Annotated in this window: 19 protein-coding genes; 10 read left to right on the top strand and 9 right to left on the bottom strand. The window is 57.2% G+C overall.

Going from position 1 to position 23117, the window contains the following annotated elements; genetic code table 11:
- Positions 1-25 precede the first annotated feature (25 nt).
- From ABLV66_RS23060 to ABLV66_RS23050, 3 genes are all read right to left on the bottom strand, one after another.
- Positions 26-1000, bottom strand: a complete 975-nt coding sequence (locus ABLV66_RS23060; protein ID WP_348877030.1) for a DMT family transporter — start codon at positions 998-1000, stop codon at positions 26-28.
- A gap of 76 nt (positions 1001-1076) precedes the next feature.
- Positions 1077-1901, bottom strand: coding sequence for an AraC family transcriptional regulator (locus tag ABLV66_RS23055; protein ID WP_320482883.1), 825 nt, complete (start codon positions 1899-1901; stop codon positions 1077-1079).
- Positions 1902-1981: 80 nt separating this feature from the next.
- Positions 1982-2830 (bottom strand): SDR family oxidoreductase, encoded by an 849-nt coding sequence (locus ABLV66_RS23050; RefSeq protein ID WP_032709690.1) that lies wholly within the window; start codon positions 2828-2830, stop codon positions 1982-1984.
- Positions 2831-2919: 89 nt separating this feature from the next.
- Between ABLV66_RS23050 and ABLV66_RS23045 the strand changes: the two genes are divergently transcribed.
- The gene (locus tag ABLV66_RS23045) at positions 2920-3291 is read left to right on the top strand and encodes a winged helix-turn-helix transcriptional regulator (protein ID WP_015704186.1); all 372 of its coding nucleotides are present in this window, start codon (positions 2920-2922) and stop codon (positions 3289-3291) included.
- Positions 3292-3875: 584 nt separating this feature from the next.
- On the opposite strand, the gene ABLV66_RS23040 is transcribed toward ABLV66_RS23045, so the two are convergent.
- A complete protein-coding gene (locus ABLV66_RS23040) occupies positions 3876-5819 on the bottom strand; it encodes a bifunctional 2',3'-cyclic-nucleotide 2'-phosphodiesterase/3'-nucleotidase (protein WP_348877051.1) in 1944 nt (647 codons plus the stop codon).
- Positions 5820-6010: 191 nt separating this feature from the next.
- On the opposite strand from ABLV66_RS23040, the gene cysQ reads away from it, so the two are divergent.
- Positions 6011-6754 (top strand): 3'(2'),5'-bisphosphate nucleotidase CysQ, encoded by a 744-nt coding sequence (gene cysQ / locus ABLV66_RS23035; protein ID WP_015704189.1) that lies wholly within the window; start codon positions 6011-6013, stop codon positions 6752-6754.
- Here cysQ and ABLV66_RS23030 read toward each other — a convergent pair.
- On the bottom strand, positions 6744-7301 hold the full coding sequence (locus ABLV66_RS23030) for a YtfJ family protein (RefSeq protein ID WP_045396912.1): 558 nt from the start codon (positions 7299-7301) through the stop codon (positions 6744-6746). The genes cysQ and ABLV66_RS23030 overlap by 11 nt on opposite strands.
- 319 nt (positions 7302-7620) lie before the next feature.
- On the opposite strand from ABLV66_RS23030, the gene ABLV66_RS23025 reads away from it, so the two are divergent.
- Complete coding sequence (locus tag ABLV66_RS23025; RefSeq protein ID WP_015368594.1) at positions 7621-7827, top strand: stringent response modulator YtfK; 207 nt, start codon at positions 7621-7623, stop codon at positions 7825-7827.
- A gap of 63 nt (positions 7828-7890) precedes the next feature.
- Here the strand turns inward: ABLV66_RS23025 and paeA are convergent, their stop codons facing one another.
- Together paeA and msrA are read right to left on the bottom strand one after the other, a co-directional pair.
- Positions 7891-9243: a polyamine export protein PaeA gene (paeA, locus tag ABLV66_RS23020; protein ID WP_045411099.1), complete on the bottom strand. Its 1353-nt coding sequence runs from the start codon at positions 9241-9243 to the stop codon at positions 7891-7893.
- Between the two features lie 181 nt (positions 9244-9424).
- The gene (msrA, locus tag ABLV66_RS23015) at positions 9425-10063 is read right to left on the bottom strand and encodes a peptide-methionine (S)-S-oxide reductase MsrA (RefSeq protein WP_047065991.1); all 639 of its coding nucleotides are present in this window, start codon (positions 10061-10063) and stop codon (positions 9425-9427) included.
- A 202-nt stretch (positions 10064-10265) separates the two neighbouring features.
- On the opposite strand from msrA, the gene tamA reads away from it, so the two are divergent.
- From tamA to ABLV66_RS23000, 3 genes are read left to right on the top strand one after another with little or no spacing between them, the layout of a single operon-like run.
- Positions 10266-11999 (top strand): autotransporter assembly complex protein TamA, encoded by a 1734-nt coding sequence (gene tamA, locus ABLV66_RS23010; protein ID WP_045396922.1) that lies wholly within the window; start codon positions 10266-10268, stop codon positions 11997-11999.
- Positions 11996-15772 carry an autotransporter assembly complex protein TamB gene (tamB, locus tag ABLV66_RS23005; protein ID WP_047078405.1) on the top strand — a complete coding sequence of 1259 codons (3777 nt, stop codon included), beginning with the start codon at positions 11996-11998 and terminating at the stop codon, positions 15770-15772. Before tamA ends, tamB begins: the two co-directional genes overlap by 4 nt.
- A 2-nt stretch (positions 15773-15774) precedes the next feature.
- A complete protein-coding gene (locus ABLV66_RS23000; RefSeq protein ID WP_015704194.1) occupies positions 15775-16116 on the top strand; it encodes a gamma-glutamylcyclotransferase family protein in 342 nt (113 codons plus the stop codon).
- Positions 16117-16304: 188 nt separating this feature from the next.
- On the opposite strand, the gene ABLV66_RS22995 is transcribed toward ABLV66_RS23000, so the two are convergent.
- Both ABLV66_RS22995 and ppa read right to left on the bottom strand, forming a co-directional pair.
- Positions 16305-17492 carry a hypothetical protein gene (locus ABLV66_RS22995; RefSeq protein ID WP_348877052.1) on the bottom strand — a complete coding sequence of 396 codons (1188 nt, stop codon included), beginning with the start codon at positions 17490-17492 and terminating at the stop codon, positions 16305-16307.
- Positions 17493-17566: 74 nt separating this feature from the next.
- Positions 17567-18097: an inorganic diphosphatase gene (gene ppa, locus ABLV66_RS22990; RefSeq protein ID WP_015368588.1), complete on the bottom strand. Its 531-nt coding sequence runs from the start codon at positions 18095-18097 to the stop codon at positions 17567-17569.
- 404 nt (positions 18098-18501) lie between these two features.
- Here ppa and ytfQ point away from each other — a divergent pair, with 404 nt between their 5' ends.
- The 4 genes from ytfQ (at position 18502) to yjfF (ending at position 23085) form a co-directional block, all read left to right on the top strand.
- A complete protein-coding gene (gene ytfQ, locus ABLV66_RS22985) occupies positions 18502-19458 on the top strand; it encodes a galactofuranose ABC transporter, galactofuranose-binding protein YtfQ (RefSeq protein ID WP_047046248.1) in 957 nt (318 codons plus the stop codon).
- A gap of 103 nt (positions 19459-19561) precedes the next feature.
- Positions 19562-21064: a galactofuranose ABC transporter, ATP-binding protein YtfR gene (gene ytfR / locus ABLV66_RS22980; protein WP_045394681.1), complete on the top strand. Its 1503-nt coding sequence runs from the start codon at positions 19562-19564 to the stop codon at positions 21062-21064.
- 10 nt (positions 21065-21074) lie between these two features.
- The gene (gene ytfT / locus ABLV66_RS22975) at positions 21075-22100 is read left to right on the top strand and encodes a galactofuranose ABC transporter, ATP-binding protein YtfT (RefSeq protein ID WP_047078407.1); all 1026 of its coding nucleotides are present in this window, start codon (positions 21075-21077) and stop codon (positions 22098-22100) included.
- On the top strand, positions 22087-23085 hold the full coding sequence (yjfF, locus tag ABLV66_RS22970) for a galactofuranose ABC transporter, permease protein YjfF (RefSeq protein ID WP_015368584.1): 999 nt from the start codon (positions 22087-22089) through the stop codon (positions 23083-23085). The genes ytfT and yjfF overlap by 14 nt, the downstream gene beginning before the upstream one ends.
- Positions 23086-23117: the final 32 nt, after the last annotated feature.

Below are 23117 nucleotides of genomic sequence, written 5' to 3'. Positions count from 1 at the left end.
GGGAATACCCCTTTGGGATACCAGGCTATTTTTTTGGCTCAACGCGCACTTCCTGCAGGACCGGTTTCTCCGGGCGGGCGCGAACCGCCGACACCACGCCGAGCACCAGCAGCAGGATCCCGCTCAGCGTCAGCAGCGGCGGCAGGCTCTGGCGGAGCAGGAAGGTGTACAGCAGACCGGCCAGCGTCTCGAAGACGATCAGCGGCCCGAGGATCACCGTCGGCAGACGCTGGCTGGCAATATTCCAGCACAGTGCGCCGACCCACGAACAGAGTACGGCGATCGCCAGCATCAGGACGATGAACACCGCCGGGCGCGGGCCGAAGGGGAGCGGGAAGTCGATATGCTGGTTCTGCAGCCACCCACAGGCGGCGATATAACCGACCAGCGAGACCGGAAGGGTGACCAACGCCTGCGCGGTAGCCCACATCATTGGCGGCTTATCCGGGTTTTCACGCAGCCAACGAGCGTTGCGCAGGGCATACCACGCCCAGCAGACGACGGAGATCAGCGCGAGAAGAATGCCCGAACCATAGCGCCACGGGCTGAAATCAGGAAGCCCGTGCTGCAGCTCCGCTACGTTGACGCATACCAGCCCCAGCGCAATACAGATTAGCGCCGGAAATAGCCGCCGCCACGGCAGCTTGCCATCGCGCTGGCTATAAAGCAGGTTGGCGCACACCGGCAGTACCACCGGTAGGGTGCCGATAATCATCGTCGATACCGGCGCGCCGGTGCGCTGAATGGCGCTGGCCAGACAGAAGTAATAGATCAGGTTCCCCATCATGGTCAGCGCCAGCGCGGTCCACCAGTCCTTACCGTTCAGCTGGCGTAGACGCGCGCGGCCGAGCCACGCCAGCGGCAGGGCGATAAGTCCCAGTGCCAGATATCGCCCCATCGACTGCAGCACCGCCGGGTATTCCGGCACCAGCAACGGGCCAACGAAAATCAGCCCCCACATTAACCCCGCCAGCAGGGCATACAACACGCCGCTAATCATGATGACATCCATCTTCAGTTTGCTTGCGCCAAGTGTAGAAGGGTGTGGGGGAAAGAATATTGTATGAGATTGCGCTTTAGCGCCCGGCGACCTGCTTTTGATAACGCACCGGCGTAATGCCGTAGCGGCGGGTGAAGGCGCGGGTTAAGTGCGATTGGTCGGTTAAGCCGGCGGCGATGGCCACTTCGGCGGCAGGCATGCCGTGGGTCAGAAACGCCTTGGCGCGCCACAGGCGAATCGCCATCAGCATCTGGTGCGGAGTAACGTGAAAATGGGCTTTAAACTGGCGCTGGAAGTGATAGGGGCTGAGCGCCGCCACCTGCGCCAGTTCATCAAGGCTGACGGCGCGCATATAGTTATCGTGCAGGTAGTCGCGTACCCGATCGAAGCGGTGCGCCGCTTCCGGCGCCATTGGCGCATGGTGAGCCAGAGGGCGGAAGCTATCAACCAGGTCGAGCAGTATCCCCTGCTGCGCCAGCGGATCGTCTGCGTGCCACAGGCCGTAAATCAGTTGGCCGATTTGCCGGGCGCGCTGCGGCTCCTGGCGCACGACCTCGCTGAACCACCAGTGGCGAACGCCGGTGAAGGCCTCCAGCCGATCTGGCTCCAGATAAATCATCCGGTAGCGCCAGCCTTCGGCGGTTTCCGCCTCGCCGGTATGGAGCTCATCCGGATTCATGGTGACGATGGAATTGGCTGAGGCGACGTGCTGACTACCGCGATAGCGAAAGCGTTCGGCGCCTTGCTCAATCACGCCGATGCCGAAGGCTTCGTGGGTATGCGGTTCAAAGGCATAACGAGAAATATGGGCGTGATAGAGCTCAACGCCGGGGAGTTGGTCGAGATGGCGAAAGCGCGCGTGGTCTTTTTCATCGCTAAATTGTGGTGGTACGCCCTGCATGCCGTGTCTCCCGACGATTCATCCCTTCAATATTAGAGATGAAGCGCCGGGAAGCAACCGCAAAAACTGACAGGGAGCGATTAGATGATGCCTTTCACGCTATCGGCAAGCGACGTGGTCGGGCGGCCAATCAGTTTGCTCAGGGTGCGGCTGTCGTCAAACAGTCCGCCTTTCGACGCGCCGGTATCGGAATCCGCCAGCATATCGGCAAGCCCGGCCGGTAGGCCGACGTTTTTCAGCGCGGCGGCGAAATCGGCTTCGCTGAGGTTTTGATAAACCACATTTTTCCCGCTTTGCTTGCTCAGCTCGGCAGCCAGTTCGCTCAGGGTCCAGGCGTTATCTCCCGCCAGTTCGTAAACTTTCCCGGCATGGCCCTCACCGGCGATAACGTGGGCGGCGGCGGCGGCATAATCGGCACGGGTGGCGGAAGCGATTTTACCCTCGCCGGCGGCGCCAATAAACACGCCGTGTTCCAGCGCTGGCGGCGCGCTGGCCAAATAGTTTTCGGTATACCAGCCGTTGCGCAGCAGCGCGTAAGGAATACCGGAATCGGCCAGCATTTGTTCGGTTTCGATATGTTCACCGGCCAGGCCCAGCGGTGAGGTATCGGCATGCAGCAGGCTGGTATAGGCGATAAATTTCACCCCAGCGGCTTTAGCGGCGTTAATGACGTTACGGTGCTGAACGGCGCGCTGGCCGACTTCGCTTGAAGAGATTAATAACAGTTTATCAACCCCTTGCAGCGCGGCGGTAAGCGCGGCTTCATCGCCGTACTCGGCCTGGCGCACGACGACGCCCTGCTGGCTGAGCGCTTGCGCCTTTGCCGGGTTGCGGACAATCGCCACAATCTGGCTGGCGGGGACGGTTTTTAACAGATCATGCAGTACGTGCTGGCCAAGCTGGCCGGTAGCGCCGGTAATCGCGATCATAGGTCTTCTCCTTCGTGTTCATTGGCAGTTGTGGTAAGCTAACACCTTAACTAACTTTTAGTAAGTACGCACAAAAAGGTAAGTATAAAATGGCCGAACCGACGCTGAGCGACAAACTGCGCAACGGGAATCTGTTTGCTGAACAGTGCCCGTCGCGTGATGTGCTAAAACACGTGACCAGCCGCTGGGGCGTGTTGATTCTGGTGGCGCTACGCGAGGGGACCCACCGCTTTAGCGATCTGCGGCGCAAAATGGGCGGCGTCAGTGAAAAGATGCTGGCGCAGTCCTTACAGGCGCTGGAACAGGATGGCTTTATCGACCGCGTTTCGTATCCGGTGGTGCCGCCGCATGTTGAATATAGTCTGACGCCGCTCGGCCTGCAGGTGAGCGAGAAGGTGGCGGCGCTGGCGGACTGGATCGAACTGAATCTCCCCGCGGTGCTGGCTAACCACGGGGAGTGAAAATGTATCACTCCCCGTAGATACTGTTATCGGTTTGCAACTGTTTTGGTCCGGGAAAAACCGTTGTTTTGTATTCATTCAGCTTTGTAGCCCCGGTAAGCACAGCGCCACCGGGGTACCCGGTGTTATCGGTTTGCAACTGTTTTGGTCCGGGAAAAACCGTTGTTTTGTATTCATTCAGAGCACATTGCGCTCCCGAACTGTCTCCTGCGTTATGTTTCTCATGGCGCGGGGAGCGCACAGAGGGCGGCCAGTCGCCGCCGCCCTCTGTACTCCCGGGCTCTGGCCGCCAAAATCGCCACTTCGTGGTGCCTTCGACTTATCCCGGCAGGCTCCGGGTCGGGTCGAGGCAGCGTCCCTGCAAATCACGGCCCTCAGCCCGCATCCATGCGGGCTGCCCCGGCCTTCCGGGAACGTCTCAGCGATTTTGAGGCCACCAACACCGGCAGTTTCAGCCAACATGGTGAATAAATTAACGGCAGGCCGTACGGGCTATACCCGGATAGCGGCTTACGCCTTATCCGGGCTACCGGCCAGCTTCGCTTTGTAGCCCCGGTAAGCGCAGCGCCACCGGGGAACAGGCATTACTGACTCAAATCCAGCTGATAAATAGCGAAGCCGATATCATCGGTCGCTACCTGCCGCATCGGATACTGCGCTTTCTCTTTGATAAACGCCGCGGCTTTGTCGCCTGGCGAGGTCTCAAAGCGAATATTCAACGGCGTTTTGCTGTGGATCGGCGCCAGACGCCAGTTGTTATCCGCCGCCGGATGGATCGCGCCATCTTTCTTCGACTGCGCGCCAATCCACGCCGCCAGCACCGAACGGTTTTCGTCCGGGGAGGCAAAAGCGATATGGCTGTCGCCGGTACCGGCGAATTTGCCGCCGTAGGCGCGATAGTTATTGGTGGCGACCAGGAAGGTGGCCTGCGGATCGATAGGCTTACCGTTAAAGGTCAGGTCTTTGATGCGCTCTGACTGCGGGTGAATCATCTGGCATTCGCCATCGTAGCGCGCCGGTTGACTCACGTCGATCTGATAGTTTACGCCGTCAATCACGTCGAAGTTATAGGTGCGGAACCCGTCCCAGTTAATCAGCGACTGTGGTTTGCTGCTGGCGGTGTCAATCTGATTAAACTGCCCGGCGGAGCATTCGAGCCACTCCTTGACCTCTTTACCGCTTACCTTCATCACCACCAGCGTGTTCGGGTAGAGATAGAGGTCGGCGGCGTTACGGAAGGTGAGCTGGCCTTTTTCCACTTCGACAAAGCTTGCTGGATCGTTTTTACGTCCGCCGACTTTAAACGGCGCGGCGGCGGAAAGCACCGGCAACTTCGCCAGATCCGGATCGCCCTGGATGTAGTGTTCGACATAGGCCTTTTGCGCCATGTTGACCACCTGCACCGTTGGGTCGTCCTGCACCAGCGCCAGGTAGCTGTACATGTTGTCGGCGGACTTGCCGATAGGCTTGCTGACGAATTCGCGGGTGGCGTCGTGATCGGCTTTCAGCACCGCCACCATTTTACTATCTTCCGCCGCCAGCGACTTTTTCGCCACCGGGTCGTAAATAGGCCGCGCTTCGGCTTTGGCCTGCGTTACTTGCCATTTGCCGCTGTCGTTATTCAGCACCAAATCGACCACCCCGAGATGATCGCCCCACATTCCCGGCATCACCGCCGGAATACCGTTTAGCGTACCTTTGGCGATATCCGCGCCTTTAATGGTAGCGAAGTCTTTACCGGGGAACACCGCGTGGGCGTGGCCGAACATAATGGCGTCAACTCCGGGTACCTGGCTTAAGTAGTAGACCGAGTTTTCCGCCATTGCCTGATAGGGGTCGGCGGAGAGGCCGGAATGCGCAACCACGACCACCACATCAGCGCCTTTCGCGCGCATCTCCGGCACGTACTTACGCGCGGTTTCAGTGATGTCGTTGACCTTCACCTTGCCGTTGAGGTTGGCTTTATCCCAGGTCATGATCTGCGGCGGCACAAAACCGATATAGCCGATGCGCAGTGTATGGGATTGACCATCGCTATCCTGAACCTGGGTATCCTGAATCAGGTAGGGCGTAAACATTGGTTTGCCGGTTTTGAGATCGATAATGTTGGCGTTAACGTAGGGGAATTTCGCTCCGGCCAGCGCCTTGTGCAGGAAGTCGAGACCGTAGTTGAATTCATGGTTGCCCAGGTTGCCGACGGCGTAATTCAGAGTGTTCATCGCCTTATAAACCGGGTGCACATCCCCCTCTTTGAGTCCTTTTGCCGCCATATAGTCGCCCAGTGGGCTACCCTGAATAACATCGCCGTTATCCACAAGCACGCTGTTTTTCGCTTCCGCGCGGGCTTTTTCAATCAGGCTGGCGGTTCTGACCAGGCCGAATTTTTCCGTCGCGGCATCTTTGTAGTAATCGAAATCCATCATATTGCTGTGCAGATCGGTGGTTTCCATGATCCGCAGGTCGACCGTCGCCGCGTTGACGCTGGCCGCCACCAGCGTGGCCAGCAGCGTTGCGCTAAACTTAATCATCAGAGGCGTCCTTTTTTATGAGCAATGGCACAAAAGAAAATGTATTTACATTCTGTTGCTTACAGAATTGTGAATTCTGCCAGAAAAGCGTGAATGGAAACCGCTAGTGTTATCACAGATAGCGGAACTGGTGATGATGCGATATAAATAAAACAACGAGTTAACGCCACTGTAACCAGAAGAGGTGGAGAATGTTAGAACAAGTATGTCAGCTTGCACGGACCGCGGGCGATGCCATCATGGATGTCTACGATGGGAACCAGCCGATGGATGTGAGCAGCAAAAAGGATGATTCTCCCGTTACCGCGGCGGATATCGCCGCGCATAAAGTCATTGTCAGCGGCCTGCAGGCGCTGGATGCAGCAATCCCCATCCTGTCGGAAGAGGATCCGCCGGCGTGGGAAGTGCGGCAGCACTGGCAGCGCTACTGGCTGGTGGACCCGCTGGACGGCACCAAAGAATTTATCAAGCGCAACGGCGAATTCACCGTCAATATCGCGCTGATTGAAAACGGCAAACCAACGCTGGGCGTGGTGTACGCGCCGGTGATGAAAGTGATGTACAGCGCGCAAAATGGCAAGGCGTGGAAAGAAGAGTGCGGCGTGCGCAAGCAGATTCAGGTTCGCGATGCTCGCCCGCCGCTGGTGGTGATTAGCCGCTCCCACGGTAATGACCCGGAACTGCAGGAGTATCTGGAGCAACTGGGCGAGCACCAGACCACCTCAATCGGTTCGTCGCTGAAATTCTGCCTGGTGGCGGAAGGTCAGGCGCAGCTCTATCCGCGCTTCGGGCCGACCAGCACCTGGGATACCGCCGCCGGTCATGCGGTCGCGGTAGCCGCCGGGGCGCACGTTCACGACTGGCAGGGTAAAACCCTCGACTACACGCCGCGTGAATCCTTCCTCAACCCCGGCTTCCGCGTCTCTATTTATTAAGCAACTTATGCAGCAGGTCGACGACCTGCTGTACCTCTTGCTGGGTCAGCGCGCCGTCTTTTGCCCACTGAACGCGTCCGTCTTTGTCTAACACCACAATCGCCGAACTGCCTTCATCGAGCTGCCAGGCTTTGCGTGCGAGACCGTTGCTGTCGACGATAAACTGCGACCACGGATAGAGCTGTTTATTGCTCTCAATGCTGCTGCGCACGAACATTCCGGAACCGGGGATCGCGTCATCGGTATTGACGATGGTGGTGGTCTGGTAGCGGTCGTGCGGCAGGCCAGCCGCCTTAATCGCCTCAATCAGATTGGCATTCTTCTCTTTTGCCGAGGTGCGCCCGGCAATATGCTGGATGACGCGCACTTTTCCCGCCAGCTGCGAGCTATTCCAGTTTTTGTAGCTAAACTTATCGTTACTCAGTACCAGTTCTCCGCGGTCGGCGATGCCTACCGGCGCGACGCGTTGACCGTCGACAAAATTATGTGCCGAAGCCATTAACGGCAACAGGAGGGCGGAAACCGCCAGCAACTTACGTAGGGTCATGAGATATCCTTTTTTATATGCAGGTGATCCGACCACTTGGTCTTGTTTAATGATAAGTGCGAATTGTCGCCATTACCCGCAAGCGTGATGCCAGTTTGCGTGCTAACGCACACATTCAATAAAAAACGGAAACTTATACTAACAACTACGTATGCCTGAAACGAAAATTCTGAATTATTGTCATCAAAGGGTAAAAAAACTTCTACAGACTGGGTGACTTCGGAAATCTGGACTATAGTTTTAGGGCATTAAAATTTGCGCTCCCGATACGCGGGCTAACTGTGGCACCGCAGGAGCGTAACCCTGGCAGGAGACAACAATGAAAATTTTCCAACGCTACAATCCGCTGCAAGTGGCGAAGTACGTGAAGATCCTGTTTCGTGGACGGTTGTACATCAAGGACGTTGGCGCTTTTGAATTTGATAAGGGCAAAATCCTTATCCCGAAGGTTAAGGACAAGCTGCACTTCTCAGTGATGTCCGAGGTCAATCGTCAGGTTATGCGTCTGCAAACAGAGACCGCATAACGTGGTATGACGGCACGAAAAAAAACGGCTCCCGATGGGAGCCGTTGATGTTTTCAGGGCCGCTTACGCCGCACCTTTCTCTTTTTTTGCCGCGTCTTCGACATCAGGCAGTTTCGGTACCAGCACCGTTGGTTTGTTATCGATACGGGTGACCAGCAGCTGGTCGATACGGTAGTTATCGATATCCACCACTTCAAACTTGTAGCCGGAGAACTTCACCGCATCGGTGCGTTTCGGGATCTTGCGCAGCATAAACATCATAAAGCCGCCGATAGTCTCGTAATTATCGGACTGCGGGAACTCATCGATATCGAGCACGCGCATTACGTCATCGATTGGCGTACCGCCGTCAATCAGCCATGAGTTCTCATCGCGGGCGACAATTTGTTCTTCCAGCCCCTGGCCGACCAGGTCGCCCATCAGGGTGGTCATGACGTCGTTGAGGGTGATGATCCCTACCACCAGCGCGTATTCGTTCATGATCACCGCGAAGTCTTCGCCGGCGGTTTTAAAGCTTTCCAGCGCTTCAGAGAGCGTCAGGGTATCCGGCACGATCAGCGTATTGCGGATCTGCACGCCGCCGGTTAACACCAGGCTCTGGTTTGCCAGCACGCGGTTCAGCAGGTCTTTGGAATCGACGTAGCCGATGATGTGATCGATATCTTCGTTACACACCAGGAACTTGGAGTGCGGATGCTCCGCCACTTTATTCTTCAGGCTCTGCTCGTCTTCGTGCAGATCGAACCAGATCACGTTTTCGCGCGGCGTCATTGAAGAGGGAACGGTACGGGATTCCAGCTCAAAGACGTTTTCAATTAATTCGTGTTCTTGTTTACGCAGCACCCCGGCCAGCGCTCCGGCCTCCACCACCGCGTAGATATCATCGGAGGTGATGTCGTCTTTACGCACCATCGGGATTTTAAACAGACGGAAGATGTTGTTCGCCATGCCGTTAAACAGCCACACCAGCGGGCGGAAGACCAGTAAACAGAAGCGCATCGGGTTGATGATGCGCAAAGCCACGGCTTCTGGCGCAATCATACCGATGCGTTTCGGCGTCAGGTCAGCAAACAGGATGAACAAGCTGGTGACCAGGGTGAAGGAGAAAATAAAGCTCAGCTGCTCGGAAAGCTCCGGCGACATGTAGCGGCTCAGCACGCTGTGGAAAGCAGGGGAAAAGGCGGCGTCGCCGACGATACCACCCAGAATGGCCACGGCGTTGAGGCCGATCTGCACGACGGTGAAGAAGGTGCCGGGGTTTTCCTGCATTTTGAGAACGCGCTGCGCGTTCACATTGCCTTCATCAGCCAGCAATTTGAGTTTGATTTTACGCGATGCGGCCAGTGAGATTTCAGAGATCGAAAAAAACGCACTGACGGCAATAAGGAAAAGTATTACTAAAATACTGTTTAACATATCTTTTCTGACCGTTGAGGCCAGATCCTCGGAAGGGAAGTGGATAACTCTTTTAATGTGGAATACATAAAAAACCGGTCCGAAGGCGCTGGACCGGCTATGACACAGCGTAGTATAGCGTAAATGTCTGTAAAGCCACCAGAGCGATAATTATTCTCGCCAGCGGCCTTATTCTTCAGGATTACGCCTGCGGGGGGAGGCAAACGCCAATCCCGCCGATACCGCAGTAGCCGTACGGGTTTTTGTGCAGGTACTGCTGATGATCGTCCTCGGCGTAGTAGAACGGTTTTGCCGTGGCGATCTCGGTGGTGATCTCGCGGGTATCGTTGGCCTCGTGCATCGCCTTCTGGAAGCGCGCCAGACTAGCCTGCGCCGCTTCAAGCTGCTCCGGCGTCAGCGGGTAGATAGCCGAACGGTACTGCGTGCCGTGGTCGTTACCCTGCTGCATCCCTTGCGCCGGGTCGTGATTCTCCCAGAAAACCTGCAGCAGCTGCTCATAGCTGATGACCTGCGGGTCATATACCACGCGCACCGCTTCCGCGTGCCCGGTCTCGCCGCTGCACACTTCACGATAGGTCGGGTTTGGCGTGTAACCGCCGGTATAGCCCGCCGCGGTGCTGTAGACCCCCGGCAATTGCCAGAACAGACGCTCGACGCCCCAGAAGCAGCCCATCGCGAACAGCGCTACCTCCATTCCTTCAGGAACGTTGGTCATTGAGTGGCCGTTAACGGCGTGGAGCGTTGCTACCGGCATCGGCGTGTTGCGCCCCGGCAGCGCATCCGCCTGGGCGACAAGATGCGTTTTATCAAATAGACTCACGGTTGGCCTCGCAATTTGTGGTTAAGGTTGTAACGTCGCGTATCTTTTTAGACAATAAACACGCTCAATACGTCTAAATTTAAACATAAGAATTATTTGGGTTACCGTCACTTTTTCAACCCTTAGTTGTTAGGGTTTTGTTAAGCCGTGGAGCGGCACTTGCGTTTCCTTCGGGGGGAAACAAGGATATTCAGGAGAACACGTGCAACAAATCCGCCAGATATGCGTTACCAGCCTTTTGCTGGTCAGCGGGGTCGCCAGCGCAGCGAATGTGCGTTTGCAGGTTGAGGGGTTATCCGGGGAACTGGAAAAAAACGTCCGCGCCCAACTATCCACGATCCAGAGCGATGAAGTCACGCCGGACCGTCGTTTTCGCGCGCGCGTCGATGACGCCATCCGCGAGGGGCTGAAAGCGCTGGGTTACTATGAACCCACCATCGATTTCGATCTACGTCCGCCGCCCAAGAAAGGGCGCCAGGTACTGATTGCCAAAGTAACTCCCGGCGAGCCGGTGCGCATTGGCGGTACCGAGGTGATCCTGCGCGGCGGCGCGCGCACCGACCACGATTACCTGGATCTGCTGAAAACGCGTCCGGCAATTGGCACGGTGCTCAATCACAGCGACTATGACGGCTTCAAGAGCTCGCTCACCAAGGTGGCGCTGCGCAAAGGCTATTTCGATAGCGAGTTCAATAAAAGCCAGCTTGGCGTATCGCTCGATCGCCATCAGGCTTTCTGGGACATCGATTACAACAGCGGCGAGCGTTACCGCTTTGGCCCGGTAAGTTTTACCGGTTCGCAGATCCGCGAAGAGTACCTGCAAAACCTGGTGCCCTTTAAACAGGGTGATTATTACACCTCACAGGATTTGGCGGAGCTGAACCGCCGCCTGGCGGCGACCGGCTGGTTTAACTCGGTGGTCGTCGCGCCGCAGTTTGATAAATCACGTAAAACCAAGGTGCTGCCTCTGCAGGGCGTCGTTTCGCCACGCAAAGAGAACACCGTGGAAACCGGGATCGGTTATTCGACAGACGTCGGACCGCGCGTGAAAGCGACGTGGAAAAAGCCGTGGATGAACTCCTACGGCCACAGCCTGACCTCCAGCGTCAGCCTCTCCGCGCCGGAACAGCAGCTTGATTTTAGCTACAAAGTCCCGCTGCTAAAAAGCCCGCTTGAGCAGTATTACCTGATGCAGGGCGGTTTTAAGCGTACCGACCTTAACGATACTAAGGCCGACTCCACCACCCTGGCGCTGTCGCGCTATTGGGAGATGTCGAGCGGCTGGCAGCGCGCGATTAACCTGCGCTGGAGTCTGGACCACTTTACGCAGGCTAACGTTACCAATACCACCATGCTGCTTTATCCCGGGGTCTCGGTAAACCGCACCCGTTCCCGCGGCGGCCTGATGCCGACCTGGGGCGATTCCCAGCGCTATTCGGTGGACTACTCCAACACCATGTGGGGCTCGGACATTAACTTTATCGTCATGCAGGCGCAGGACGTGTGGATCCGCACCCTCTATGACCGCCACCGCTTCGTGGTGCGCGGCAACCTCGGCTGGATTGAAGCCGATGACTTCAGCAAAGTCCCGCCGGATCTGCGTTTCTTCGCCGGTGGCGACCGCAGCATTCGTGGTTATAAATACAAGTCGATCTCGCCGAAAGATGACGACGGCAAGCTGATCGGTGCGTCAAAGCTGGCGACAGGTTCGCTGGAGTATCAATACAACGTCACCGGGAAATGGTGGGGCGCGGCGTTTATCGACAGCGGCGAAGCGGTGAGCGATATCCGTAAAAGCGATTTTAAAACCGGCGCGGGCGTCGGCGTGCGCTGGCAGTCGCCGGTTGGGCCGATCAAGCTGGATATCGCCCGACCCATCGGCGACAAAGAAGAACACGGTTTACAGTTTTACATCGGTCTGGGGCCTGAATTATGAGTTTATGGAAGAAGATAAGCCTCGGCGTATTACTCTTTTTAGTGCTGCTGATTGGCGCGGTCGGCTTTTTAGTCGGCACCACTACCGGTTTGCATCTGGTACTGAAAGCGGCGGACCGCTGGGTGCCGGGACTGGAGATTGGCAAGGTCACCGGCGGCTGGCGCGACCTGACCTTACAGAACGTACGCTTCGAACAGCCGGGCGTGGCGGTGACGGCCGGCCAGTTCCATCTCGGCGTCAAGTTGCGCTGTCTGTGGGATAGCAGCCTGTGCGTTAATGATATCTCGCTGCGCGATATCTACGTCGCTATCGATACCAAAAAGATGCCGCCTTCGACGCCGGTAGAGGAAGAAGATTCCGGCCCGCTGAACCTGTCGACGCCATATCCTATTACCCTCAGCCGCGTGGCGCTGCATAACGTCAATGTCAAAATCGACGACACCGCCGTTTCGCTGCGCGATTTCTCCACCGGCCTGAACTGGCAGGAGAAAAACCTGACCCTGACGCCGACTTCGCTCCAGGGCTTGCTCATCGCCCTGCCGAAGGTGGCGAAAGTGGCGCAGGAGCAGGTGGTGGAGCCGAAAATTGACCATCCGAAACCGGAAGAGAAACCGCTCGGCGAGACGATGAAAGATCTGTTCTCGCAGCCGGTGCTGCCGGAAATGGTCGATGTGCATCTGCCGCTGAATCTTAATATTCAGGAGTTCCGCGGCGAACAGCTGCGCCTGACTGGCGACACCGATATGACCGTCTACAGCCTGCTGCTGAAGGTCAGCAGCATCGACGGGCAGATGAAGCTCGATGCGCTGGACGTCGATTCCGACCAGGGCAAGGTTACCGCTTCCGGCACCGCGCAACTGCAGGATAACTGGCCGGTTGATATCACCCTCGACAGCACGCTGAACATCGACCCGCTGAAAGGCGAGAAGGTGAAGCTGAAAGTAGGCGGCGAGCTGCGTAAAAAACTGCAGGTCGGCGTGGATTTAGCCGGCTCGGTGGCCATGACCCTGCGCGCCGAAGCGCAGCTGGCGGAAGCCGGTCTGCCGCTGAATATGGAAGTGAAAAGTAAACAGCTGTACTGGCCGTTTACCGGCGAGAAACAGTTCCAGGCGGATGATCTGCAGCTGAAATTCAGCGGCAAAATGACCGACTACACCATGGCGTTCAGTACCGCGGTCAAAGGGCAGTCGCTGCCGCCGGCTAAAATTACCCTTAATGCTAAAGGCAACGAACAGCAGGTAAATATCGATAAGCTGACCGTGGCGGCGCTGGAGGGGAAAACCGAACTGAAAGCGTTGCTCGACTGGCAGCAGGCGATCAGCTGGCGCGGTGAATTGACGCTCGATGGCATTAATACCGCCAAAGAGGTGCCGGACTGGCCGTCGAAGCTGAACGGGATTATCAAAACCCAGGGTAGCCTGTATGGCAGCAGCTGGCAGATGGCGGTTCCCGAGCTGAAAATTACCGGCAACGTGAAACAGAATAAAGTGGATGTCCACGGTTCGCTGCAGGGTAACAGCTATATGCAGTGGAAAGTGCCGGGACTGCATCTGGCGCTTGGCCCAAACAGCGCCGACGTAAAAGGCGAGCTGGGAGTGAAAGACCTCAACCTTGACGCCACCATCGACGCGCCACATCTCGACAACGCGCTGCCGGGGCTTGGCGGCACGGCGAAAGGTCTGCTGAAGGTGCGCGGCACCATCGACGCGCCGCAGCTGCTGGCGGATATCACCGCTCGCGCCTTACGCTGGCAGGAACTGACGGTAGCCCAGGTCAACGTCAAAGGCGACGTGAAGTCCAGCGATCAGATTGGCGGTAATCTTGATGTACGCGTCGATCGCATCAGCCAGCCGGGCGTCAACATCAGCCTGGTGCAGCTGAATGCCAAAGGTACCGAGAAGCAGCATGATTTACAGCTGCGCGTACAGGGTGAGCCGGTGTCGGGCCAGTTGACGCTGGCGGGCAGCTTCGATCGTAAAGAGGAGCGCTGGAAGGGCACTCTGAGCAATACCCGTTTCCAGACGCCGGTCGGGCCGGTAGCGCTGACGCGCAACATCGCGCTGGATTACCGTAATCAGGAGCAGAAAATCAGCATCGGGCCGCACTGCTGGAGCAACCCGAACGCCGAGCTGTGCGTACCGCAAACCATTGATGCCGGCGCCAGCGGGCGCGCGGTGGTCAATCTCAACCGTTTCGATCTGGCGATGCTGAAGCCGTTTATGCCGGACGCGACCCAGGCAAGCGGCGTGTTTAGCGGTAACGCCGATGTCAGTTGGGACACCACCAAAGAGGGACTGCCTCAGGGCAAAGTCACCCTCAGCGGGCGCAACGTCAAAGTTACCCAGACGGTCAACGACGCGCCGCTGCCGGTGGCGTTCGATACGCTTAACCTCAGCGCCGACCTGCATAACAACCGGGCGCAGTTGGGCTGGCTGATACGCCTGACCAATAACGGCCAGCTTGATGGCCAGGTGGAAGTGACCGACCCGCAGGGGCGGCGTAACCTTGGCGGCAACGTCAACATCAGCAACTTCTCGCTGGCGATGATTAACCCGATCTTCGCTCGCGGCGAGAAAGCGGAAGGCAAGCTTAATGCCCGTCTGCGTCTGGGCGGCAACTTGCAGAGCCCGCAGCTGTTTGGCCAGATGCAGTTGAGCGGCGTCGATATCGACGGCAACTTTATGCCGTTTGATATGCAGCCGAGCCAGCTGGCGATGAACTTCAACGGGACTCGCTCGACCCTGCAGGGGACGGTGAATACCAAACAGGGACAGATTGCGCTGAGCGGCAACGCCGACTGGACGCAAATCGATAACTGGCGCGCGCAGATTGCGGCGAAGGGCAGCCGGGTGCGCATTACCGTGCCGCCGATGGTCCGCCTGGATGTTTCTCCGGATGTGGTGTTTACCGCGACGCCAAGCCTGTTTAACCTCGATGGCCGCGTCGACGTACCGTGGGCGCGCATCGTCGTGAACGAGGTGCCGGAGAGCGCGGTGGGCGTCTCTTCCGATGAGGTGATGCTGGATAAAGATCTGAAGCCGATCAAGCCGCAGAGCGCCGGTATTCCGATCAACAGCAACCTGACGATTCACGTCGGCAACAACGTGCGTCTGGACGCTTTCGGCCTGAAAGCGCGTCTGACCGGCGATCTGAAAGTGGCGCAGGATAAGCAGGGGCTGGGGCTCAACGGCCAGATTAATATTCCGGAAGGCCGTTTCCACGCTTACGGTCAGGACCTGATCGTGCGTAAAGGCGAGCTGCTGTTCTCCGGGCCGCCGGATCAGCCGCTGCTTAATATCGAAGCGATTCGTAACCCGGAAGCCACCGAAGACGACGTGATCGCCGGCGTTCGTGTCACCGGTTCTGCCGATCAGCCGAAGGCCGAGATCTTCTCCGACCCGGCAATGTCGCAGCAGGAGGCGCTTTCTTATCTGCTGCGCGGTCAGGGTTTAGGCAGCGAACAGAGCGATAGTGCGGCGATGACCTCAATGCTTATTGGAATGGGGGTTGCACAAAGTGGTCAGGTTGTGGGTAAAATCGGCGAGACGTTTGGCGTAAGCAATTTGGCGCTGGATACCCAGGGGGTAGGCGACTCCTCCCAGGTGGTGGTCAGCGGCTATGTGCTGCCGGGTCTTCAGGTAAAATACGGCGTCGGCATCTTCGACTCTTTGGCGACGCTTACCCTGCGTTATCGCCTGATGCCTAAGCTATATATGGAAGCGGTGTCTGGCGTAGACCAGGCTCTCGATTTGCTCTATCAGTTTGAGTTTTAGCAATGCGAATATTTGTTTACGGCAGTTTACGACGCAAACAAGGCAACAGCCACTGGATGACCAACGCCCAGTTGCTGGGCGCTCATAGTGTCGACGATTATCAGCTGTACAGCCTGGGCCACTATCCAGGCGCGGTGCCGGGCGAGGGCACAGTACATGGTGAAGTGTATCGTATCGACGCATCAACGCTGGCCGAGCTGGATGCGCTGCGCACCAAGGGCGGTGAATACGCGCGCCATCTGATCCAAACGCCTTACGGCAGCGCGTGGATGTATGTCTACCAGCGCTCCGTCGAGGGGTTTGCGCAGATTGAGAGCGGAAACTGGTTGGACAGAGACCAGTAATTGAAAACGGCAACGCCACCTTCGGGTGGCGTTGTTTTTTTACCTTGTGGCCATCAGCTGTCAGCGTATATTCCTCGTTTAATCGCTATACCATTACCACAAATGAAAATGACTCTTGCCAAGCAACAGAAGGGCCGCCAGCGTGGTGAGTGCGAGAAACGACAACCGCCGTGTTAGGGTGCTGAACATTATGCTATCTCCTGTAATGGGGTGTTGGCGGCGACTCGCCTGAGGTAACCTCTTACCGCCGTTCGCAGCGCCAGCCAGTCACGTACGCTTTGTGACAAACAGCGGGCAACTGGGCCGATAAGCTCCAGGATTGCCAGCGTTCCGCTGAAGCAAAGTAGTAAGAGAGACAACATGTCCAGTGAATCGCGAAGCAACCACCAAAAATCCCTGCCTGACTTGTAGGGGTTATTTAACTCCATGCCAAGTACGAGTAAGTACAGCACCAGCGCGATGCCATAGAACAGGTTATAGAGTAGCGACATTTGCCGGTCGCCGGGATAACAGGAATGATTTTTCAGAAAAGCGCCCCCGTCGCTGACGTTGTATAACGCATGGATGTCGTTATTTTCCCGTTGGTAAACGGCGACTATCCGATCGCCGATAGCGAGAAAGGGCGGTTGACGGCGGTAAAAAAGGGGATGCAGGCCGAAATTGGCGAAACCGATCTGCCAGAAGAAAGCCAGCGGCGCAGCATCGCATTGCATCCCAACACCGTGGTATTCCCGCGTTGGGGTTCCCGTGAACCACTTCTTAAAAATGATATTGCTAATTTTTCCCGTCCTGACGGCATAGCGTTGCGGAAGCGTTTCGGTAAAAGCCAGCGCCGCCTGACGATCGACCGGCGGCGTTGCCTGTATCGCCTGACAAAATGAGAAGTCGCCGCGGCGCGCCAAATTCATCTTCGCCAGCAGATCGCGCATATCCGGGAGGCGTTTTAACGCCGGGCGAAACAGTAGCTCGCAGAGGCCAGACAGCAGCGCGATTAACGCCAGTACCGCGATAATGCCGAAGCCCATCTTTCCCCATTCTGAATCGATGTAAATGACAGGGATGAGCGTTGCGATGAGGACCAGTAGGCTAACCAACAGCAGCGGCCGGGCCCATGGCTTTGCTAACTGGTCAGGTTCAAGTAGCGTTGCGCCGTCGCTCAACCAGTGGATCCAGTAGCAACCATTACGCAAGCGGCGGGCGCCGATGTGCAGGGGGTAGTTAAGCTGCAGGCGGTCAAAAAGCGTGGGATCGCTAAAATGGCGTTTATTGGTATAAAAGACATGCTCGCCAGCAATGAGGCGCAAATAGGTTTGCCCTTCAGAGGCTGCTGTGGTGAAACCGGAATAGTTCAGGGTGAAATAGCGAGTGCTTTTCACGGGGTACCCTCCATGGTGATATTGCGGCAATCCGTGCCGCAGTCAGGCAGGGGATGACCCTGCCTGATACAGAATTACTTCTGTTTAGCGCGCTCGAAGGAAGCAACGATTTCAGCTTTCGCCGCTTCAGCGTTGTCCCAACCGTCGACTTTAACCCACTTGCCTTTTTCCAGATCTTTGTAGTGCTCGAAGAAGTGAGTGATCTGGGCTTTCAGCAGTTCCGGCAGGTCGTTCACATCTTTGATGTGATCGTATTCTTTGCTCAGCTTGGTGTGCGGTACCGCAACCAGCTTGGCATCTTCACCGGATTCGTCGGTCATTTTCAGTACGCCAACCGGACGGCAGCGGATAACTGAGCCTGGCTGCAGCGGGTACGGGGTCGGGACCAGCACGTCAACCGGGTCGCCGTCCAGAGACAGAGTGTGGTTGATGTAGCCGTAGTTGCACGGATAGAACATCGCAGTGGACATGAAACGGTCAACAAACAGCGCGCCGCTCTCTTTGTCAACTTCGTATTTGATTGGGTCTGCGTTAGCTGGGATTTCGATAACGACGTAGATGTCTTCCGGCAGCTCTTTGCCCGCAGGTACGTTGAGTAAGCTCATGTCTGTTTCCTTTAAAAATGTTTGGCAAACAAGTGCCCGGTATTATAGCCAACTCACATCGAATGTCTTCGCTTCTTTTTGCCCTGATGCAGGGGGAAGCGTCTGAATTTCTCCTCATCAGATAACCCTAAAATCCATAAAGATAGCTACATTCTGAATAAAATTGTGTAAACGCTTTCATTATCGCGAACGGCGGTTATCCAGAAGACAAATTTTCGCCATTGGCGCAGGCCATGCCGTTGGGCGGGAAGCCTTATCGCCGCTCAGCTCAGATAAATCGCAGTAATTAACATTTTATTTACTTTTTCGAAGTGTGATGTAACGCATTCAGTTACATAACGGATTGTCTATAGTTTGTTCGCAGGTGAGCATTTAACCAACAATAACCCTACGAGGATCATCTTATGTGGAAGCGCTTACTTCTTGTCACCGCGGTTTCGGCAGCTATGTCGTCTATGGCGATAGCCGCCAACCTGACCGTAGGATTTTCGCAGGTCGGCTCTGAGTCGGGCTGGCGCGCGGCCGAAACGAATGTTGCTAAGGAAGAAGCGGCGAAGCGTGGCATCACTCTGAAGATTGCCGACGGTCAGCAAAAACAGGAAAACCAGATTAAAGCCGTGCGCTCGTTCATTGCCCAGGGCGTGGACGCGATCTTTATCGCGCCGGTGGTGGCGACCGGTTGGGAGCCGGTACTGAAAGAAGCGAAAGAGGCCAATATCCCGGTGTTCCTCCTCGACCGTTCGATCGACGTTAAAGATAAGTCGCTGTATATGACCACGGTCACCGCCAACAACGTGCTGGAAGGCCAACTGATTGGCGACTGGTTGGTGAAAACCGTCGATGGTAAGCCGTGTAACGTCGTGGAGCTCCAGGGTACCGTGGGCGCCAGCGTCGCTATCGATCGTAAGAAAGGCTTCGCCGAGGCGATTGCCAAAGCCCCCAACATCAAGATTATCCGCTCGCAGTCCGGCGACTTCACCCGCAGTAAGGGGAAAGAGGTGATGGAGAGCTTTATCAAAGCGGAGAATAACGGCAAGAACATCTGCATGGTCTACGCCCATAACGATGACATGGTCATTGGCGCGATCCAGGCCATTAAAGAGGCCGGGCTGAAGCCGGGCAAAGATATCCTCACCGGCTCTATCGACGGCGTGCCGGATATCTATAAAGCCATGATCGCCGGCGAGGCGAATGCCAGCGTCGAGCTGACGCCGAATATGGCCGGTCCGGCGTTTGATGCGCTGGAAAAATACAAAAAAGACGGCACCCTGCCTGAGAAGCTGACCATTACCAAATCGACCCTCTACCTGCCGGATACGGCAAAAGAAGAGTTAGAGAAGAAGAAAAATATGGGTTACTAAGCCTTCATGAAAATGCCGGGGGCGCTACGCTTGCCCGGCCTACATTTCGCTCTTTTGTAGGCCGGATAAGCGCAGCGCCATCCGGCGTGATGCAGGGGGAACCATGACCAGCGACCAACACCAGGAGATCCTTCGTACCGAAGGACTCAGTAAATTCTTCCCCGGCGTGAAGGCGCTGGATAACGTCAATTTCAGCCTGCGGCGTGGCGAAATCATGGCCCTGCTGGGCGAAAACGGCGCCGGAAAATCGACGCTGATTAAAGCGCTCACCGGCGTGTACCATGCCGAACGCGGAGCGATTTGGCTGGAAGGCCAGCAAATTTCGCCGAAAAACACCGCCCACGCTCAGCAGTTGGGTATCGGTACCGTCTACCAGGAAGTTAATCTGCTGCCGAATATGTCGGTGGCGGATAATTTGTTTATTGGTCGCGAGCCGAAGCGCTTTGGCCTGCTGCGGCGCAAAGAGATGGAAAAGCGCGCCACCGCGCTGATGGCCTCTTACGGCTTCTCGCTCGACGTGCGCGAACCGCTGAACCGTTTTTCGGTGGCGATGCAGCAAATCGTCGCTATCTGCCGGGCCATCGACCTGTCGGCGAAAGTACTAATCCTCGATGAACCGACCGCCAGCCTCGACACTCAGGAAGTGGAAATGCTGTTCACCCTGATGCGCCAGCTGCGCGATAACGGCGTCAGCCTGATTTTCGTGACCCATTTTCTCGACCAGGTCTATGCCGTCAGCGACCGTATTACCGTGCTGCGCAACGGCAGCTTCGTCGGCTGTCGGGAGACCCGCGAGCTGCCGCAAATCGAACTGGTCAAAATGATGCTGGGGCGCGAGCTGGACCATCAGGCGCTGCAGCGCGCCGGGCGCACGCTGCTCAGCGATAAGCCGGTGGCGGCGTTTGAAGATTTTGGCAAGAAGGGCACGATTGCGCCGTTTACTCTGCAGGTGCGGCCGGGCGAGATCGTCGGCCTGGCCGGGCTGTTGGGATCCGGTCGCACTGAAACGGCGGAGGTCATCTTCGGCATCAAGCCCGCCGACAGCGGTAAAGCGTGGATCAAGGGCAAGCCGCAAACGCTGCGCTCGCCGCATCAGGCCTCCTGCCTCGGCATTGGCTTCTGTCCGGAAGACCGCAAAACCGACGGCATCATCGCCGCTGCTTCGGTGCGGGAAAATATCGTGCTGGCGCTACAGGCGCAGCGCGGCTGGCTGCGGCCGATCCCGCGCCGTGAACAGCATGAGATTGCCGAACGCTTTATTCGCCAGTTAGGTATCAGGACGCCCAGCGCTGAACAGCCAATCGAATTTCTCTCCGGCGGCAACCAGCAGAAGGTATTGCTGTCGCGCTGGCTGCTGACCAAACCCCAGTTCCTGATCCTCGATGAGCCGACGCGCGGTATCGACGTCGGCGCCCACGCCGAGATTATTCGTCTGATAGAAACCCTCTGCGCCGATGGCCTGGCGCTACTGGTTATCTCCTCGGAGCTTGAAGAACTGGTTGGCTACGCCGACCGGGTGATTATCATGCGCGATCGCCAGCAGGTAGCGGAAATCCCGCTCGCCGAGCTATCGGTCCCGGCGATCATGAACGCGATTGCGGCATAAGGAGCCCAGCATGATGCCCAGAACTGTTTCACAAAGCGGACAGCCAAAACGGCGCTTGAGCTGGCCGAAAGGAATGCCGCAAATTATCGCGCTATTGCTGGTACTGGCGGTGGATAGCCTGGTGGCGCCGCATTTCTTCCAGATTCTGCTGCAGGATGGGCGGCTGTTCGGCAGCCCGATTGACATTCTCAACCGCGCGGCGCCGGTGGCGCTGCTGGCGATTGGTATGACGCTGGTCATCGCCACCGGCGGCATCGATCTGTCGGTTGGCGCGGTGATGGCCATCGCCGGGGCGACCGCCGCCTCAATGACCGTCGCCGGGCACAGCCTGCCGGTGGTGCTGCTCGCCGCGTTAGGCGCAGGCGCGCTGGCCGGCCTGTGGAACGGCATTCTGGTAGCGGTGCTGAAGATCCAGCCTTTCGTGGCCACGCTGATCCTGATGGTTGCCGGGCGCGGCGTCGCGCAGCTGATTACCTCCGGGCAGATAGTCACCTTTGATTCGCCGGCGCTTTCCTGGCTCGGCAGCGGCTCCCTGTTGCTACTGCCGACGCCGGTGATTATCGCCGTCGCAACGCTGCTGCTGTTCTGGCTGTTTACCCGCCGGACCGCGCTCGGCATGTTTATTGAAGCGGTGGGGATCAATATCCGCGCGGCGAAAAATGCCGGGGTGAACACCCGCATCGTGGTGATGCTGGCCTATGTACTAAGCGGCATCTGCGCGGCGATTGCCGGCATTATCGTGGCGGCGGATATCCGCGGCGCCGACGCCAACAACGCCGGATTATGGCTGGAGCTGGACGCCATTCTGGCGGTAGTGATCGGCGGCGGTTCGCTGATGGGCGGGCGCTTCAATCTGCTGCTGTCGGTGGTGGGGGCGCTGATTATCCAGGGGATGAACACCGGGATTTTACTCTCCGGTTTCCCGCCGGAGCTCAACCAGGTGGTGAAAGCGGTGGTGGTGCTGTGCGTACTGATCGTTCAGTCGCCGCGCTTTATCGGTCTACTGAAAGGGGTACGCGGCCGTGATAAAACGTAATTTACCTTTGATGATTACCCTCGCGGTATTCGTGCTGGGCTATCTCTACTGCCTGACCCAGTTTCCGGGGTTTGCTTCGACGCGGGTGATTTGCAATATCCTGACCGATAACGCTTTCCTTGGCATTATCGCCGTCGGCATGACCTTCGTGATCCTCAGCGGCGGTATCGATCTGTCGGTCGGGTCGGTGATTGCCTTCACCGGCGTGTTTCTCGCCAAAGCGATCGGCTTTTGGGGGATCTCGCCGCTGCTGGCCTTTCCGCTGGTACTGGCCATGGGCTGCGCCTTTGGCGCGTTTATGGGATTGCTGATCGATGCGCTGAAGATCCCGGCATTTATCATCACCCTCGCCGGTATGTTTTTCCTGCGCGGCGTGAGCTATCTGGTCTCGGAAGAGTCGATTCCCATTAACCACCCGCTGTATGACACTCTGTCCGGGCTGGCGTGGACCATCCCCGGCGGCGGCCGCCTGAGCGCGATGGGGCTGCTGATGCTGCTGGTGGTGGTCCTGGGCATTTTCCTCGCCCACCGTACCCGCTTTGGCAATCAGGTTTATGCTATCGGCGGCAACGCCACGTCGGCCAATTTGATGGGCATTTCCACGCGTAGCACCACTATTCGCATCTATATGCTGTCGACCGGCCTGGCGACGCTTGCCGGAATCGTCTTCTCTATCTACACCCAGGCGGGCTACGCGCTGGCGGGCGTCGGCGTGGAGCTGGACGCTATCGCCTCGGTGGTGATAGGCGGCACGCTGCTGAGCGGCGGCGTCGGAACGGTGCTGGGGACGCTGTTCGGCGTGGCGATTCAGGGGCTTATTCAGACCTACATCAACTTTGACGGTACGCTCAGTTCATGGTGGACGAAGATTGCCATCGGTATCCTGCTGTTTATCTTCATTGCGCTGCAGCGCGGGCTGACGGTGCTGTGGGAAAATCGCCAGAATGCGGCGGTGACTCGCGTGGGTGGGGCGGTGAATCGCTGACAGGGAGCTCCCTTCCCGCAAGGCGGGAAGGG

The sequence above is a fragment of the Klebsiella sp. CN_Kp073 genome, assembly GCF_040065495.2.
Classification (GTDB): Bacteria; Pseudomonadota; Gammaproteobacteria; order Enterobacterales; family Enterobacteriaceae; genus Klebsiella; species Klebsiella aerogenes.
The sequence above is the reverse complement of the archived record's forward strand: the minus strand, read 5'-3'. Positions and strand labels throughout refer to the sequence as shown.